The 16,064-nt window shown below is 72.5% G+C and carries 16 protein-coding genes; 10 read left to right on the forward strand and 6 right to left on the reverse strand.

The window, feature by feature from the left end; translation table 11 throughout:
* Positions 1–219: 219 nt before the first annotated feature.
* Positions 220–972 (forward strand): peptidylprolyl isomerase, encoded by a 753-nt coding sequence (locus tag ACIBK9_RS40325; RefSeq protein ID WP_397164134.1) that lies wholly within the window; start codon positions 220–222, stop codon positions 970–972.
* Between the two features lie 146 nt (positions 973–1,118).
* Positions 1,119–1,874 (forward strand): PASTA domain-containing protein, encoded by a 756-nt coding sequence (locus tag ACIBK9_RS40330; protein WP_397164135.1) that lies wholly within the window; start codon positions 1,119–1,121, stop codon positions 1,872–1,874.
* A gap of 184 nt (positions 1,875–2,058) precedes the next feature.
* Here the strand turns inward: ACIBK9_RS40330 and ACIBK9_RS40335 are convergent, their stop codons facing one another.
* Positions 2,059–2,421 carry a DUF1622 domain-containing protein gene (locus tag ACIBK9_RS40335; RefSeq protein ID WP_397164137.1) on the reverse strand — a complete coding sequence of 121 codons (363 nt, stop codon included), beginning with the start codon at positions 2,419–2,421 and terminating at the stop codon, positions 2,059–2,061.
* A 449-nt stretch (positions 2,422–2,870) separates the two neighbouring features.
* Positions 2,871–3,479: a TetR/AcrR family transcriptional regulator gene (locus ACIBK9_RS40340; RefSeq protein ID WP_397164139.1), complete on the reverse strand. Its 609-nt coding sequence runs from the start codon at positions 3,477–3,479 to the stop codon at positions 2,871–2,873.
* 288 nt (positions 3,480–3,767) lie between these two features.
* On the opposite strand from ACIBK9_RS40340, the gene ACIBK9_RS40345 reads away from it, so the two are divergent.
* The gene (locus tag ACIBK9_RS40345; RefSeq protein WP_364334100.1) at positions 3,768–4,130 is read left to right on the forward strand and encodes an STAS domain-containing protein; all 363 of its coding nucleotides are present in this window, start codon (positions 3,768–3,770) and stop codon (positions 4,128–4,130) included.
* 525 nt (positions 4,131–4,655) lie between these two features.
* On the opposite strand, the gene ACIBK9_RS40350 is transcribed toward ACIBK9_RS40345, so the two are convergent.
* Complete coding sequence (locus ACIBK9_RS40350; RefSeq protein WP_397164141.1) at positions 4,656–5,036, reverse strand: STAS domain-containing protein; 381 nt, start codon at positions 5,034–5,036, stop codon at positions 4,656–4,658.
* A gap of 342 nt (positions 5,037–5,378) precedes the next feature.
* On the opposite strand from ACIBK9_RS40350, the gene ACIBK9_RS40355 reads away from it, so the two are divergent.
* The 3 genes from ACIBK9_RS40355 (at position 5,379) to ACIBK9_RS40365 (ending at position 9,112) form a co-directional block, all read left to right on the forward strand.
* Positions 5,379–5,825, forward strand: a complete 447-nt coding sequence (locus ACIBK9_RS40355) for an ATP-binding protein (protein WP_397164143.1) — start codon at positions 5,379–5,381, stop codon at positions 5,823–5,825.
* A gap of 156 nt (positions 5,826–5,981) precedes the next feature.
* On the forward strand, positions 5,982–6,845 hold the full coding sequence (locus tag ACIBK9_RS40360) for an SDR family NAD(P)-dependent oxidoreductase (protein WP_397164145.1): 864 nt from the start codon (positions 5,982–5,984) through the stop codon (positions 6,843–6,845).
* Positions 6,846–6,922: 77 nt separating this feature from the next.
* On the forward strand, positions 6,923–9,112 hold the full coding sequence (locus tag ACIBK9_RS40365; RefSeq protein ID WP_397164146.1) for a SpoIIE family protein phosphatase: 2,190 nt from the start codon (positions 6,923–6,925) through the stop codon (positions 9,110–9,112).
* A gap of 94 nt (positions 9,113–9,206) precedes the next feature.
* On the opposite strand, the gene ACIBK9_RS40370 is transcribed toward ACIBK9_RS40365, so the two are convergent.
* Positions 9,207–9,914: an NADPH-dependent F420 reductase gene (locus ACIBK9_RS40370; RefSeq protein ID WP_397164148.1), complete on the reverse strand. Its 708-nt coding sequence runs from the start codon at positions 9,912–9,914 to the stop codon at positions 9,207–9,209.
* 320 nt (positions 9,915–10,234) lie between these two features.
* Between ACIBK9_RS40370 and ACIBK9_RS40375 the strand changes: the two genes are divergently transcribed.
* Entirely contained in the window at positions 10,235–10,750 is a 516-nt protein-coding gene (locus ACIBK9_RS40375) for a carboxymuconolactone decarboxylase family protein (RefSeq protein ID WP_358293316.1), read from the forward strand.
* 23 nt (positions 10,751–10,773) lie between these two features.
* Here ACIBK9_RS40375 and ACIBK9_RS40380 read toward each other — a convergent pair whose 3' ends face one another.
* Positions 10,774–11,166 carry a nuclear transport factor 2 family protein gene (locus tag ACIBK9_RS40380; protein ID WP_352330337.1) on the reverse strand — a complete coding sequence of 131 codons (393 nt, stop codon included), beginning with the start codon at positions 11,164–11,166 and terminating at the stop codon, positions 10,774–10,776.
* A 139-nt stretch (positions 11,167–11,305) separates the two neighbouring features.
* Here ACIBK9_RS40380 and ACIBK9_RS40385 point away from each other — a divergent pair, with 139 nt between their 5' ends.
* The gene (locus ACIBK9_RS40385; protein ID WP_387669993.1) at positions 11,306–11,878 is read left to right on the forward strand and encodes a carboxymuconolactone decarboxylase family protein; all 573 of its coding nucleotides are present in this window, start codon (positions 11,306–11,308) and stop codon (positions 11,876–11,878) included.
* A complete protein-coding gene (locus tag ACIBK9_RS40390; protein ID WP_397164150.1) occupies positions 11,878–13,413 on the forward strand; it encodes an NAD(P)-binding domain-containing protein in 1,536 nt (511 codons plus the stop codon). Before ACIBK9_RS40385 ends, ACIBK9_RS40390 begins: the two co-directional genes overlap by 1 nt.
* A gap of 64 nt (positions 13,414–13,477) precedes the next feature.
* Here ACIBK9_RS40390 and ACIBK9_RS40395 read toward each other — a convergent pair whose 3' ends face one another.
* Positions 13,478–14,620, reverse strand: coding sequence for a glutamate--cysteine ligase (locus ACIBK9_RS40395; RefSeq protein ID WP_397164151.1), 1,143 nt, complete (start codon positions 14,618–14,620; stop codon positions 13,478–13,480).
* A 185-nt stretch (positions 14,621–14,805) separates the two neighbouring features.
* On the opposite strand from ACIBK9_RS40395, the gene ACIBK9_RS40400 reads away from it, so the two are divergent.
* Complete coding sequence (locus ACIBK9_RS40400; protein ID WP_397164152.1) at positions 14,806–16,062, forward strand: cytochrome P450; 1,257 nt, start codon at positions 14,806–14,808, stop codon at positions 16,060–16,062.
* Positions 16,063–16,064: the final 2 nt, after the last annotated feature.

The following is a 16,064-nucleotide window of genomic DNA, read 5'->3' on the forward strand; positions in this document are numbered from 1 at the left end:
AGGGCGAAGGGCGAAGGGCGAAGGGCGAAGGGGTGGTGGTGAGGGGCAGCTGTCACGCCGACCTCGGCCCGGCCCCAGCGCGCCGACCAGGGGCGGACTCAGGCTGCCGCGGAAGTCGCACAAGGGGGCGCCGACCTCGTGCGGCCACGGTATTGACTGGGCGGGTCAGATCGACTAGACCACAGGAAGCCCGGCGATCATCACGCAGTGGAGGACACGATGTCCGGCAGAGCGTTGGTACGACTCGCGGCCCGCGCCGCGTTATCCGCAGTCACGACGGGCGCGCTGGTCGCGGCCGCCGCGATGCCGGCCTCCGCGACGGTCCTGGAGCGGCCGCCGCGGACGACCAAGGGGCCGTGCGCGTACACCGAGACCCCCGACGACCCGGCCGTGCGCAAGGTTCCGCTGCCGCCGGACCCGCGCCACACGCCCACCCGTCCGGTCTCGGCGGTGCTCAGGACCAACCACGGCGACATCGGGCTCACCCTCGACCCGGCCAAGGCGCCGTGCACCGTGCAGAGCTTCGTGCACCTGATCCGTCATCGTTTCTACGACGTCACCTCCTGCCACCGGCTCACCGCGTACGACCGGCTGAAGGTGCTGCAGTGCGGCGACCCCAGCTTCACCGGCGAGGGCGGGCCCGGCTACCGGTACAAGGACGAACTGCCCACCGACCTGCCGCCGTGGCCCGGCGACCCGACCGGAGTGCGCAAGACGTACGCGCGGGGCGTGCTGGCCATGGCCAACGCCGGGCCCGACACCAACGGCAGCCAGTTCTTCCTGGTCTACGGCGACTCGGGCCTGGCGCCCAACTACACGGTCTTCGGCACGGTCGACGCCGCCGGGCTCGACGCGCTCGACCGGATCGCCGCGGGCGGTATCCAGCCGGAGCCCGACGGGCCCACGCCGCCCGTGGACGGCAAGCCCGTCCTGCCGGTCGACATCCGGGACGCCCGGGTCTGCCGGAAGTAGGCGTCACTCCCGCTCCAGCGCCGCCCCCGTCCCCGATGCCGGTGGAAGGGCTCCCGCCCCGCATGCCGGTGGAACGGGGGCGGCACGGTCTGGAACGCCCTCAGGGCGAGGGCTCCGACCGAGGAGCCGGGAGCAGGGAGAGACGCATGAACCTGACACGCGCGTTCGGCACGGTGGCGGGGCTGGCGCTGGCCGCCGCGGGGATGGTGGGGCTGAGCGGGCCCGCGTGGGCGGCGCTGCCCTTCGCCACCCCGACCACCTGTACGTTCCAGACGGTCAACACCGGGAACTACCTGACCGCGGTGGGCGGCGGGGGCCGTACGACCGATGTGATCCACAGTGACGCGACCGTGGCCCGCTCGTGGGAACGCTTCACCCTCGTGGACGCCGGCGACGGCGTGCACGTCGGCATCAGGACGCTGACCGGCAACTACCTGACCGCCGTGAACGGCGGCGGCCTGCAGACCGACGTCATCCACTCCAACGCCACGCTCCTGCAGGCGTGGGAGAAGTTCGCGCTGGTCCGCCAGGGCGGCGACGGCTTCGCGATCCAGACGGTCGACGGCCACTTCCTGACCGCCGTGGGCGGCGGCAACCGCACCACCGACGTGGTGCACAGCGACGCGACCCAGGTGCGGTCGTGGGAGCTGTTCCGGGTGCAGTGCAACCTCACCACCGTGCCCAACGTGCAGGGCTTCGACGACGGCAGCGCGCGGAACTCCATCACCGGGGCGGGCCTCACGGTCGGCGGGGTCACGTTCGACAACAACTGCGTCGACGTTCGCGGGACCGTGTTGTTCAGCAGCCCGGGGGCGGGGGCGACCGTGCCGCGCGGTTCGGCGGTGAACCTCAATGAGTCCAGCGGGGTGGATCGCAATGGGCGGCCCTGCATCTTCAGATGACCCCGGCGGTCCGGCCGCCCGAGGCGACCTCGCCTCCTCGGGCGGCCGGACGCCTTGAAGCGGATGGCTGCGTCGCTCCGAATCGGGCGCTTCCTTCGCAGCGTGCGATTTCGAGCGATGTGGTCCACTTCGTGGGATTCGCTGCGTTCGGGTGGGTGGTCGCGTTCGGGCGGGTCGGGCGGGTTCAGCTGGGGGTGTCGGTGCTGCGCCGTGGCTGCCAGGGCAAACGGTTCTCCAGCTCGACCTCCAGCGAGAAGCTGAGGAAGGTCCGTACGAGCACGATGAGCGCGAGCACGCCGACGCTCACGAACGTCGGAGCCACCGCCACCGTACGGATGATGTCCCCGGCCACCAGGAATTCCAGCCCGAGCAGGATCGCCCGTCCGAGGCCCTGGCGGTAGGCGCGGTAGACGCCGTGCGGGGCCTCTCTTTCGCGTAGCCGCAGCACGAAGGACACGGTGGCCGTCAGCGCGCCCAGCACGATGATCGCCACGCCTGCGAGATCGACAGCCTGGCCGATCGCCTCCACGATCCGCGCGAAGTCCATGACCACCCTCTTTGCCCCGCCTTCAGCAAGGATCAGCGTCCCGCGCCCCGCGTACCGCCCCGACACGCCGCACCAGCCCCCCTCTTTGCCGGGCCACCGCACGGTGCCTCGCGTGGGGAGGGCGCGGGCTTTGGCAGGGAGCCATACGAGGCCAGATGGAGGAGCGGGAGACCGTTTCCCGGTCGGATGGCGGGCGAACGTGGGGCGGAGGGGATGAGAGGCGGGGTTGGGGCGGGAAGCCGTGCTTGGCCGTAAGGGACAGGGGCGGCCTCGGGCGGGGGCTTATGCGTGATCGGAGGGCAGAGGGGCGGACCTGGGATGGAGGGTTGTGTGCGGTTCGGGGCATTGCGGTGCAGCTTCCCGGGGCGGCAGGGGGCTTGAGGGAGGAAGTTGGGCCGTCCAGGTGGTGGTCTGGACGGCAGGGGTCTTCGTGGTGGGAGGAGGGGAGGTCAGTTTGTGGGGTGAGGGGGGTTCGTGGGGAGGGAGTCGAGCCAGTGGGTCAGGCGGGTGCCCTGGCGGGTCATGATCTCGGGGTCGCGCAAGGCGTTCGCCAGCAGCGACATCCCCTGGTACGCCCCGACGAAGGTGAGCGCGAGATCGTCGGCGTCCGGCTGGCCGAGGTCGCGGAACTGGCGCTCCGACCAGTCGAGGAGCAGCCGTATGACCCGGCCCGCCTCGACGTCGAGGCCGCCCTCCGCACGTTTGTCCAGCTCGGAGGCGAGCGTGCCGGTGGGGCAGCCGTACCGGGCGGCGATGTCCCGCTGGCTCACCCAGGCGTCCACCATGGCCTTGAGGCGGGCGCGCGGGTCGGGGAGCCGGTCTAGTTCGGAGGTGAGCTCGGCCAGGTGCCCGGCGTGCTCGGACAGTGCGGCCAGGACCAGTTCGTCCTTGGTCTTGAAGTAGTAGTACACGTTTCCCACGGGCACGCCGGCGGCCTCGGCGATGTCGGCGATGGTCGTCCGCTCGACGCCCTGCTCGTGCAGGACGCGGGCGGCGGCGGCCATCAGCCTGCGCCGCTTGTCGGCCCCCCGGGCCCGTGTCCTCGTTGAGTCAGTCACCCAACTTACTATATGTCCAAGACGGCCGGGACGGGCGGTTCCACGTACCGAATGAGTCGGCGCGGCGCGGGCGGGGTGAGGACGCGGCGAAGATGTCGGGAGGCGCACGACGTGAGGCGGCAGGCTGAAAGGCGGCCACCCAAGCTGTGGCGGCTGAGCCACATCGTGCTTACCTGGGTACGCGTGGAGGAGCAAGGCTGCCGCTGAGGGGTAGGGACGGGCGATGTTCGATGTCGCCGCCGATGTGCCGGTTGCGGACAGCGGTGGCGCTGAGCTCTGGATCCCCTCATGACAGAGTTAGCGATCAACGTCCAACGTCTGCCGGGCTGCCATGTGGTGCATCTCGACGGCGACCTCGACCGCGTGACCCGCATGCCGCTGGCCCGTACGCTCGCGGAACTCCTGGAGGCGGAGCGTCCGAAGGTCGTGATCGATGTCACCGACCTGGCCTTCTGCGACTCGTGCGGCCTCTGGGCCCTCATCGTCGGCCAGCGGCAGGCCGAGCGGCGCGGCGGCAGCGTCCGGCTGGTCGGGGTGCACGGGCCGCTGGCCCGCCTGCTGGACATCACCCGTCTGTCGCGCCTGTTCCCTTCGGACGAAGGTCCGGCCGAGACCGCGAGCTGGGCCAAGCCGCGCGGCTGGCCGTCCTGACCCGCCGAGGGACGGTGAGGGCGGCGGCCACGGCCGCTCGGCAACGACATGCGCGGGTCCGGTCCCAGTACGGGTCAGCCGGGCCAGGGGCGCGGCGAGGGCTTCAGGCCAGGAGCCCGACGACGGCCCTTCGGGGCGGCGGGAATCGCGGCGGACGCCCAGGCCGGATGTGCCGGTGAAGGGTCACAGCACGGCGCGCCGGGCCGACAGCGGGATCGGGAGGGACCGGGAGGGACCGGCAGCGGGTCGAGAGCGGCCGGCAGCGGGATCAGGAAGGACCAGCAGCATGGCCGGGAGGGGCCGGCAGCGCGGTCGGGAGGGATCGGCAGCGCGGTCGGGAGAGGCCGACAGCGGGGTCAGGAGGGATCGGCAGCATGGCCGGGAGGGGCCGGCAGGGGGGTTGGAAGGGGCCGGTAGTGGAGTCGGGCCCGGGCCCCTGGGGGGGCGAGGCCGGGCGGGGCGGGGGCCTGCGGGGCCCGGGCGGGCGGTGACGGGCAGGGGCCCCGAAGCGGCCTGGGTGTCAGGTCAGGACGGTGGGGAGGGGGCCGGGTCCGGGCCAGGGGGATGTGACGCGTTGATCACCTGGTACAGCTGATCCTCCGGCCCCAGCCGCCAGCCGAGCAGTTCCAGCAGCTCGCGCACCGTCGGCGAGGCGTTCTGGAGCACCAGCCTGCGCGGAGGCGGCAGGTCGGTGGCCGTGCTGATGATCAGCCGCAGCCCGCCGGCGTCGATGAAGGTAAGCTCGGACAGGTCCAGATGGACGTCGGTCTCGCCGATGCGTAACGCCCACGCCAGCGCTCGGGCCAGTGCGGGCCGTCCATGGTGGTCGATCTCGCCGCGTACGCGCAGGCCGAAGGGGTGCACCATGGGCAGCACATCGGCAGGGTCGCCGGTCTGGTCGGTCATTGAAATCACACCAATGCGGTCGTCTAGGGCAGAGCCGAGCCGCGCCACGTTCCCTATCGAGGGAAGGTGCGGGCGCCCCTGACAGATCGCCGAAAACAAGAGGGCCCGGCGCGCCGCGCGTCCATACAGCGTCGGCACATCGGGCAGAAGGAGAAGCAGATGTCGGGCGATCAACCCTTTCCGCCAGGCATCGTCCAGGTCACCACGGCTTCGGCCGCCGGTGAACCGGACAGGTGCGCCCGTGGCGCGCCCGGCTCGGCTCGTTTACTCGGTCGCCTTACTCTCTGCCCTCGATCGAGCGCTTTACGCCGCCGTAACCCCCGTACACGGTAGGGGCAAGCCATGCAAGCACCCTTCCACCTGCGGTGCACCATCATTAACAATCTCGCGCTCACCCGCGATCTGGTGCGCGTCTACGCCACCCACGCGGGGCTGTCCGGCGCGCGGCTCGACCACCTGGTGCTCGCCGTCAACGAGGCCGCCGCGAACGTCCTGGAGCACGGTGGCGGTCGCGGCACGGTGACGGCCTACACCGACGCCGCCGTCCTCACGGTCGATGTCTGCGACACGGCCGGACGCCTGCGGGCCGAGCATCTGGCCGACGCCCGGCTCACGCGTCCCTCGCCCTCGGCGCGGCGCCTCGGCCTGTGGCTGATCCATCGTCTGTGCGACGAGGTGGGCATCGACCATCCGCAAGGGGGCAGCAGGCTGCGGCTGCGTATGCGTCTGCCCCTCGCCACCCGCCTGCGTCCCTGGCAGGGCGGCGACTCCTCACCCGCGGCCAGCTAGCCACGGTGATCCGCCCGTCCGTCTCTGCTGTCGGACGGGTGGTGAGCCGTCCTGATGAGCGGTGAGCCGCCGGTGAGGACGCGGTGAGCCGGCCCCGCCACTGTTGACCTGTCTCCGCGACCGCGGAGCACAGGCCACACACGTGGGGAGCGGACAATGGGCATGCTGACCGGCAAGACGGCGCTGGTGACGGGCGGTTCCCGGGGCATCGGCCGGGCGGTGTCGCTGCGGCTGGCCGCCGAGGGCGCGCTGGTGGCCGTCCATTACGGCGGCGACGACGAGGCGGCCAAGCAGACCGTCGCCCTGATCGAGGAGCGCGGCGGCCGGGCGTTCGCCGTGCAGGCCCGCTTCGGCGCGAAGCCCCAGCAGAGCGTCAAGGACGCGGAGGGCGCGGAAGGCGTACATGGTGGAGCGGACGTCATCGGTGCGGAGGGTGCGCAAGAGGGCAGGGGCGTCGAGGGGGCGGTGGAGCGGTTGTTCGAGGGGCTGGCCGACGGGTTGGCCGGGCGTGGCCTGGACATCCTGGTCAACAACGCCGGCATCGCCTCGACCGTCCCGATCGCGCACCTGACCCCGGCGGAGTTCGAGCGGGTGATGACGGTCAACGTCACCACTCCGTTCTTCGTGATCCAGCGTGCGCTGCCGCTGCTGAACGACGGCGGCCGCATCATCAACATGGGCTCGACGGCCAGCCGGTTCGCCGTCACCACGCAGATCGGCTACACGATCAGCAAGGCGGCGCTGGAGGCGATGGCCCCGACGCTCGCCAACGAGCTGGGACGGCGCGGCATCACCGTGAACACGGTCGCGCCCGGCGCCGTACGGACCGACATGACCGCGGGCTACACCTCGATCCCCGAGGTGGTGGCCGCGCTGGAGTCCATCACCGCGCTCGGCCGGCTCGGGGAGCCCGAGGACGTCGCCGACGTGGTCGGCTTCCTGGCCGGTCCGGCGGGCCGGTGGGTGACCGGGCAGACCATCGACGTCTCCGGTGGCACGTACCTCGGGCCGCTCGCCTGACGGAGCCTTGGAACACTTTGCCCATCCATTACGGACCGTGCATATTCCCGTACGGGGAGCTTGCATAGCCTGATTTCATGGGAGATGTCCCCCACAACCCGCCACCACCTCCCGGCCCGCCGGCCGGCAACGGCGGCCCGGCCCACAACGGCGCGCAGGCGCACGACGGCGCGCAGGCGCACGACGGTGGCTCGGCGGGCGATGCGCACGTCGACAGGCTGCTGCTCGGCGCGGCCACCAGCACGCAGGCGCACGTGTGCGTGCTCTTCGTGCTGGCCGAAGACGGGCGCGTGCTGATGATGGACGCCGAGTCGGGGCTCCCCGAGCCCTTCTCGCGCTCGTGGGTCCTGATCAGGTCCACCGACCAGTCGCCGGTCGCGATGGCGGTGCGGCAGCGGCGGCTGGTGTGGGTGCCCGACCGGGAGGCCATGGCCCGCGAGTTCCCGCTCGTGGCGCTCGCCTTCCCGTACGGGTTCGCGCTGGCCGTCGCGCCCCTGGTCGACCGCGACGGCGAGGTGCGCGGGGCCATGATGCTGCTCTGGCCGCCCGCCCCGGCCCGCCGTCCCACCCGGCACCAGCTCGACGTCCTGACCGCCACGTGCGCCGACCTGGCGGAGATCGTCCCGAGGGGGAACCGGCCGGTGCCGCCGGGGCACCAGCCGCGCGTGCTGACCAGGGAGCCGCCCGGCGGCGAGGACCTGCTGACCTGCCTCAACCGGCTGCCCGAGGGCTACTGCATGCTCGACGTCGAGGGGCGGCTCACCCTGGTCACCGCCCCCGCCGAGGAGCTCCTGCAGGCCGAGGCGGGCGAGCTGACCGGCAAGCGCCCCTGGGACGCCCTGCCCTGGCTGGGCGAGCCCGCCTACGAGGACCGCTACCGCGCCGCCGTGGTCAGCCAGGAGGTCACCTACTTCACCACCCGCAACCCGGGCGGCCAGTGGCTGGCCTTCCACCTCTATCCGGGCCTGGCCGGCGTCACCATGCGGGTCACGCCGAGCACGATGGCCCGCGACCCGCGTCCGGTCATGCCCGACCAGCTCGTCGCCGCAGACCGGCCGCCGCGTCTGGTCGCGCTGCACGAGATGCTGCACCTGGCCACCACCCTGGCGCGGGCCGTCACCGCCCAGGAGGTGATCAACCTGGTCGCCGACCACGTGATGCCCGCCTACCACGTGCAGGCCCTGGCCATCCTCACCTCCAGGGGCGGGCGCATGCAGGTGGCCGCCTCGCGCGGGTACAGCGAGAAGGCGATCGAGGAGTACGACGGCCAGCCCCTTCTGCACCTGTCGCCCGGCCACCCGCTGGCCGCCGGCGCACCGGCCTTCTTCGGCACCTGGGCCGAGCTGCGCGCGACGTACCCGGAGGCGATCAGGTCGGACGACATGTCGGCGTGGGCGTTCCTGCCGCTGACGGCCGGCGGGCGGACGGCCGGCATGTGCATCCTGGCCTACGACCGTCCTCACCGCTTCACCACCGACGAGCGGGCCAGCCTGACGGCCCTGAGCGGGCTCATCGCCCAGGCGTTCGAGCGCGCCCGCCTCTACGACGTCAAGCACCAGTTCGCGCAGTCGCTGCAGTCGAGTCTGCTGCCGCGCACCCTGCCCGGCATCCCCGGGCTGGAGGTGGTCGCCCGCTACCTGCCCGCCACGCCCGGCATGGACATCGGCGGCGACTTCTACGACCTGATCCGGCTGGAGGAGAAGGTGGCCGCCGCGGTCATCGGCGACGTCCAGGGGCACGACGTCACCGCCGCCGCGCTGATGGGCCAGGTGCGTACGGCCATCCACGCCCACGCGAGCGCGGGCGCCAACCCCGGCGAGGTGCTCGCGCACACCAACCGCCTGCTCAACGAGCTGGCCCCGGACCGGTTCACGAGCTGCCTGTACATCAGCGTCGACCTGGGGCGGAGCATGGCGTGCGTGGCCAGCGCGGGCCACCTGCCGGCGCTGCTGCGCCGGCCCGGCGAGCCCGCCCAGGTGGTGGAGTCCGCCCCCGGGCTGCTGCTCGGCATCGAACCCGGCACCGAGTACGCCACCACCCAGCTCGCCCTGCCGCCCGGCTCGGTGCTGGCCCTCTACACCGACGGGCTCATCGAGGTCCCAGGGCACGACCTCGGCGAGGCCATCGGCGACCTGGCCGCCGGGTTCGCACCCGCGCCGGACCAGCCGCTCACCGACGTGGCCGAGGACATGATCGCGGCCGCGGCGGCCGTCGAGCACCGCGCCGACGACATCGCCATGCTGCTCCTGCGCACCGGCCCAGCCTGAGCAGCACCGGCCGAGCCTGAGCAGCGCCGACCGGGCCTGGGCAGCGCCGGGCGGGGGGCAGGCGTCCCGGGCGGGGGTAGGCGTCCTGGTCGGGTCAGGCGCGCCACTCCGGTGTACGTTCCTGGCGGGCCTGGGCCAGGGCCTCCCTGACGCCCTCGGCGTCCTTGTCGGTGGTGTAGACGGGGCTGCCGGGCTGCTGCCGCCACGACTCGTCGAGCCCGCCGGCGTCCACGGGGTCGAAGCCGAGCGCGTCCACCAGGCCCATCACGATCTTCTTGCCGCGCTCGTCGTCGGCGGCCACGGGCAGGGCGATGCGCCCGGGGGTGCCGGAGGGGCGGCCGCCGTGGGCGAGGTGGTCGGCGAAGATGTTGTTGAACGCCTTCACCACCGGATGGCCGAGCTGCTGCTCGACCCACCGGCTCTCCGGCATCCCGGCCTCGATCTCGTCGATCCGGCCGTCGCGCTGGGGGTAGTAGTTGCCGGTGTCCACGACGGTCAGGCCGCCGGTGACGTCGTCGAACAGGTCGTCGGGCAGCTCGGGCACCTTGCCCTGGGGGATCGTGACCACGACCAGGTCGGCTCCCTGGGGCGCCTCCTCGACGGTCACCGGGGTCGCGCCGGTCTCGGTGGCCAGGCCGGTGAGCGTCTGGGGGCCCCGGGAGTTGGCCACCGCCACCTCGTGCCCCAGCTCGGTCAGGCGCCGGGTGAGCGTACCGCCGATGTTCCCCGCGCCGATGATGCCGATCTTCATGCTCCGCCCCCGGTTGTGCGCCTCAGCTACTGCTCGCCAGGATATCGTCACAATGCGTTATCGCTGGTCGGGGGTCGTGTCGGCGCGCCGGACGGCACCCGAACCCGATTCCGGGCGGATGGTTCCAGCGGCGCCGCTGGCATCAAGTGGTCACCGGCACGCAACTTCCTGGTCGTTCCGCGGCGGAATCTGCGCGCGACGAACCCGCACACTGGAACCCATAGGCAGGCAAACGGACGTTGGAGGACCGAATGGGAAATTCAGCATTACGTTCCGTCTCGCACGACGCTGGGCGGCGTGAATTCGTTAATCACGCGGGCGGGACGCGTCCGCATATCCAGCTGGTGTCCGACGAGCCGGGGATTCGGGGGTTGTTCCGTTACCGTCCCGAGGCGGCCGAACCGCTGACCCTGCTCTCCGAGGTGCTGCTGTGCGGGGACAGTCCGCTGACCCGGGGCGAGCGCGAGCTGATCGCGGCGTACGTGTCGTCGCTCAACCGGTGCCGGTTCTGCTTCCACACCCACGCGGCCTTCGCGGCCGTCCGCGTGCCGGACGGCATGACGCTGGTCGACGAGACCTGCGCCGACCCGGCGGCGGCCCCTCTCTCCGGCAAGCTCAAGGCCCTGCTCGGCATCGCCGGGGCGGTGCAGCGCGGCGGACGGGAGGTCACCGACGAGCACGTGCGCGCGGCCAGGGCCGAGGGCGCCACGGACCTGGAGATCCACGACACGGTGCTGATCGCGGCGGCCTTCTGCATGTACAACCGGTACGTGGACGGCCTGGCCACGCTGGCCACCGACGACCCCGGTCACTATGCCGACAGGGCCCGTCTGACCAGCGGATACGTGAAGGTGTGGAACGACGAGGCGCTGGACGAGGCCGGCTGAGCGGCCCCGTCCGGCGGGCCTGATCAGCCGAAGAACTCGTCCACCGAATAGGGGTCGAGCGGGAAGCTCCAGCGCTCGCTGATCTTCCCGTCGGTGATCCGGAACAACTGCATGCCGCGGTCGTCGAGCGAGCGGCCGTCGCGCTCACCGCGGATGCGCAGGACGGCGGCGACCTGGTCGCCGCCGACGAGGTAGGACTCCGGCTCCAGGCGCAGCGTGCCGGTGGTGGACTTCAGCAGCTCGGCCAGGTAGCCGAGCACGGCTTCCTTGCCGGAGTAGTCGCGGGCCATCGGTCCGCGGCCGGGGACGTGGAAGATCACGTCGTCGGCGAGCAGCCGGCGAAGGTCCTCCAGGTCGCCCTTGGCAATGGCGTCGTAGGTGTTGCCGGCAACGGTGATGTGGGGATGCTCATCCATGACGACCGCCAGTCACAAACGGGGTTTAGGTGGCGTCCGTGACATTACGCGCGTCAGTTGCAGGAGACAAGAAGGAGGCACGATTAACGAGATCTTGCGCAATTTGCCAGAGTGTGCAGACTAGGAGAAAACCGCATCGATGGGAGCTTGCGTGCCCCATATTGCCCTCGATTCCGATGAACCCGGAATCCGCGGACTTTTCCAGTTCAGCCCAGAGACGGCCGCCCCGATGAACGCGCTGGCCGAGGTCCTCCTGCGTGGCGACAGCACACTGAGCCGCGGCGAGCGGGAGCTGATCGCGGCCTACGTGTCAGGGCTCAACGAGTGCCGGTTCTGCACGGCCTCGCACGCCGCCTTCGCCGCCGCCCAGCTCCCCGAGGGCATGACGCTGGTGGACCAGGTCCGCGCCGACCCCGCCACGGCGCCCGTCACGCCCAAGCTCCGCGCCCTGCTCGCCATCGCCGCCGCCGTGCAGCGGAGCGGCAGGGACGTCACCGACAAGCTGGTGGCCGCGGCCAGGGCGGAGGGGGCCACCGACAAGGAACTGCACCACACCGTGCTGATCGCGGCCGCGTTCTGCATGTTCAACCGGTACGTCGACGGCCTGGGCACCTTCGCCCCCGACGACCCCGCCGGGTACGACCTGGCCGCGCAGCGCATCCTGACGCACGGCTACACGACCGTCCCACCGGCGGCGGGACAGCAGGACTGATGGACGCGGAACACCACCGGTTCGTGATCATCGGCGCCGGACCCGGCGGGCTGCAGCTCAGCTACTTCCTGCAGCGCGCCGGGGCCGACTACGTCACCCTGGAACGCGAGGACGCGCCCGGCGGCTTCTTCCGCAGCTACCCGCGCCACCGCCGGCTCATCTCGCTGAACAAGGTGCACACCGGCGAGAAGGAGCGCGAGATCCAGCTCCGCTGGGACTGGAACTCCCTGCTCAACGACGAGCCCGACCTGATGTTCCCGAACTACTCGCGCGAGTACTTCCCGCACGCCGACGACCTGGTCCGCTACCTGGCCGACTTCCAGCGCGTCCACGGGCTGCGGGTGCGGTACTCGACGGCCGTCGAGCGCGTCGAGAAGGACGGCGCGGGCTTCGTCGTCCACACCGGTGACCAGGTCCTCCGCGCCGACTGCCTGATCGTCGCCACCGGCTGGGGCGGCCCGCACATCCCTGACATCCCGGGCATCGAGCTGGCCACCGGCTACGAGGACGTCCCCGTCAACGGCGAGGACTTCGCCGACCAGCGCGTCCTGGTCATCGGCAAGGGCAACTCGGCGTTCGAGACCGCCCAGGCGCTGCTCCCGTACGCCGCGGTCATCCACCTGGCCAGCCCCAGCCCCGTCCGCCTGGCCTGGACGAGCAAGCACCCCGGCCACGTCCGCGGCCAGTACGGCGCCTTCCTGGACAGCTACTGGTTCAAGACCCTGCACGGCGTCCTGGAGTGCACCGTCGACCGCCTCTGGCGCGAGGGCGGCGGGATCAGGGCCGCGATCACGTACACGCTGGCCGACGGCGAGCAGGCGCTGCTCGACTACGACGCCGTCCTGCGCTGCACCGGCTTCACCATGGACACCGGCCTGTTCGGCGACTCCTGCCGGCCCGCGCTGACCCCCGGCGGCCGGATGCCGGCGATCCGCCCCGACTTCCAGTCGGCCGACGTCGACGGCCTGTACTTCGCCGGCACCCTCATGCAGGCCCGCGACTTCAAACGGGCCTCCTCGGCGTTCATCGACGGCTTCCGCTACAACCTGCGCTCCCTGACCGCCCTGCTGCTCGAACGCTACGAGGGCCGGCCGCTGCCCGTGCGCGAGCTGCCCGCCGACGCCGACGTGCTCACCGGGTCGATGCTCGACCGGGTCAACCACAGCTCGGCGCTGTGGACCCAGTTCGAGTACCTGTCCGACGCGTACGTGCTCGGCCAGGACGGCGTCGTGCGGCACTACGAGGACCTGCCGGAGGACTACGCCCGCGAGCGCTTCGCCGCCGCCGGGCTGTGCCTCACGCTGACCCTGCGCTGGGGGCCGCGCGACCGGGCCGACGTGTTCGCCATCCAGCGCCACCCCACGCCCGAGCGGGCCGACGAGTGCGCCTTCCTGCATCCCGTCGTCCGGGCCTGGCGGTACGGCGAGCCGGTCGCCGAGCAGCACCTCCTGGAGGACCTCCAGGCCCGCTGGCGCGACCCCGTACGCCACGTCGAGCCGCTGCGCGCGTTCCTGGCCGACCGGCTCCAGCCGTAGGAGCCGGCCGGCTTCAGCCGCAGGAGGCCCGGCCGGCTCCAGTCGTAGGAGGCTCCGGCCGGCTTCAGTCGTAGGCGGAGAAGCGGGCCACGAGATCGTCGACCACGTCGGCGAGCGCCCCGCGCCGGGCGTGCGCGGCCCGCTGGCGCTCGGCGCCGCCGCCGTGCTCGCGCAGCAGCCGCCACCCCTCCTCGGCCGCCTCCAGGTCGCCGGCCGCGGCCAGCGCGGGCCCGACGTGCTCCAGCAGCCGCGTCACCAGCTCGGCGACCGGCCGCGCCGCCCCCGTGAACGGATCGACGCCGGACCCGCCCAGCCCGTCCCTGGCGGCCCGCCAGTAGGCCACGCGCAGCAGCTCGGCGGGCACCTCGGGGCCCGGATCGCCGTCCCGCACCCGGTGCAGCGACGTCGTGACCAGCGCCCGCACCACCAGCGCCAGGAACACCGACTCGCGCGTGGAGGCGGGCACGTCGGCCACCCGCACCTCCACCGTGGGCAGCCGGGCCGACGGGCGCACGTCCCAGAACAGCGTCCCGGGGTCGACCAGCGCGCCGCTGTCGGTCAGCGCCGCGACCGTGCGCTCGAAGTGCTCCAGCGACCCGAAGTACGGCGGCGGCCCGGCCACCGGCCACTTGCCCCAGGCCAGCACCCGCCAGCCCGCGTAACCGGTGTCGCGGCCGGCCCAGAAGGGCGAGTTGGCCAAGAGGGCGAGCAGCACCGGCAGCCACGGGCGCACGTGGTTGCAGACCAGCACGGCCTGCTCCCGGTCGGGCACGTGGACGTGCACGTGACCGGCGCAGATGGCCTGCTCGTCGTGCAGGGCGCGGTAGTTGTCGATGCCGACGCCGTACCGGGGGTGCTCGGTGATCGGCGGCGGGACGACGTCGCCGATCACCGGCGTGCCGGAGGCGACCACGGCCAGCCCCTCGGCGCGCGCGGCGGCGGCCACGACCTCGCGCATCCGCCGCAGCTCCGCCTCCAGCTCGGCCCGGCTCGCGCAGGGCGCCGTCTTGGCCTCCACCTGGAACTGCGTGATCTCCGTGCAGACCCGGTCGCCCAGCCCGGCCGCGGCGCGCCCGACGACGGCCGCCGCCCCGGGGGCCACGGCGCGGGTGGCCGGATCGACGACCAGGTACTCCTCCTCGACGCCCATCAGGCGGGCGGTCACGCCGCCGGAGGACTGCCGTAACGACTCGGCGGTAGCCGTCATGTGCGCTCCACTCCACTGCTCGACTCGACTGCGGGGACAGCGCGGGGACGCCGCGGGGACACCGCGGGGACGCTGCCATCCGATCTTGCCCTGCCGGTGGCCGCCGCAGGGCCGAATGGCGCACACGCCCCGGGGGAATGGCTCTCCTGGCCGCATCACCCCCGCATCCACAGGAGGGCCCGCCCGTGACCGCGACCATGTCCGTGGAGGAGGCCGGGCACGTGTTCGCCACGCCCGCCGCGTACGCCGACGAGACCCGGCTGCACGAGGCCCTGGCGCTGCTGCGCCGCGAGTCCCCGGTGCACCGCGTGGAGGTGCCGGGCTACAACCCCTTCTGGGCCGTCACCCGGCACGCCGACCTGCTGGAGATCGAGCGGAACAACGCCCTGTGGCTGAGCGCGCCGCGCCCGGTGCTGCGGAGCGCGGAGATCGACGCCCGGCTGGCCGAGCAGCGGGCCCGCGGCACCGGCCTGAAGACGCTCGTCCACATGGACGACCCCGAGCACCGCGTCGTGCGCGCCGTCGCCGCCGACTGGTTCCGGCCCAGGGCCATGCGCGCCCTGGAGGTACGCGTCCGCGACCTGGCCCGGCGCTACGTCGACCGGATGACCGCCCACGGCGGCTCCTGCGACTTCGCCCGGCAGGTCGCCGTGCACTACCCGCTCTACGTCATCCTGTCGCTGCTGGGCCTGCCCGAGTCGGACTTCCCGCGCATGCTGCGGCTCACCCAGGAGCTGTTCGGCCAGGACGACAGCGACAACCGGCGCGGCGGCACCGCCCAGGACCACACCGCCGTGCTGGCCGACCTGCTGGACTACTTCCGCGAGCTGACCGCCGCGCGCCGGGCCAGGCCCACCGGCGACCTCGCCTCGGAGATCGCCAACGCCCGCGTGGACGGCCGCCCGCTGAGCGACCTGGAGGCCGCCTCCTACTACGTCATCATCGCCACCGCCGGGCACGACACCACCAGCTCCACCATCGCCGGGGGCCTGGAGGCGCTCATCCGGCACCCCGGCGAGCTGCGGCGGCTGCGCCGGGACCCCGGGCTGCTGCCGCTGGCGGCCGAGGAGATGATCCGGTGGGTCAGCCCGGTGAAGGAGTTCATGCGCACCGCCGCCGCCGACACCGCCGTACGCGGCACGCCGGTCAGGCGGGGGGAGTCGGTGCTGCTGTCGTACCCGTCGGCCAACCGGGACGAGGAGGTGTTCGCCGAGCCGTTCCGCTTCGACGCCGGCCGTGACCCCAACCGGCACCTGGCCTTCGGCTCCGGCGTGCACTTCTGCCTCGGGGCCGCGCTGGCCCGGATGGAGATCCGGGCGCTGTTCGCCGAGCTGCTGCCCCGGCTGGAGAGCGTGGAGTTCGACGGCGAGCCCGCCTGGGTGGCCACCACGTTCGTGGGCGGGATCAAGCACCTGCCGATCCGCTACACGCTGCGCGCGTGAGG

The sequence above is a fragment of the Nonomuraea sp. NPDC050227 genome (assembly GCF_044459705.1).
Taxonomy (GTDB): Bacteria; Actinomycetota; Actinomycetes; order Streptosporangiales; family Streptosporangiaceae; genus Nonomuraea.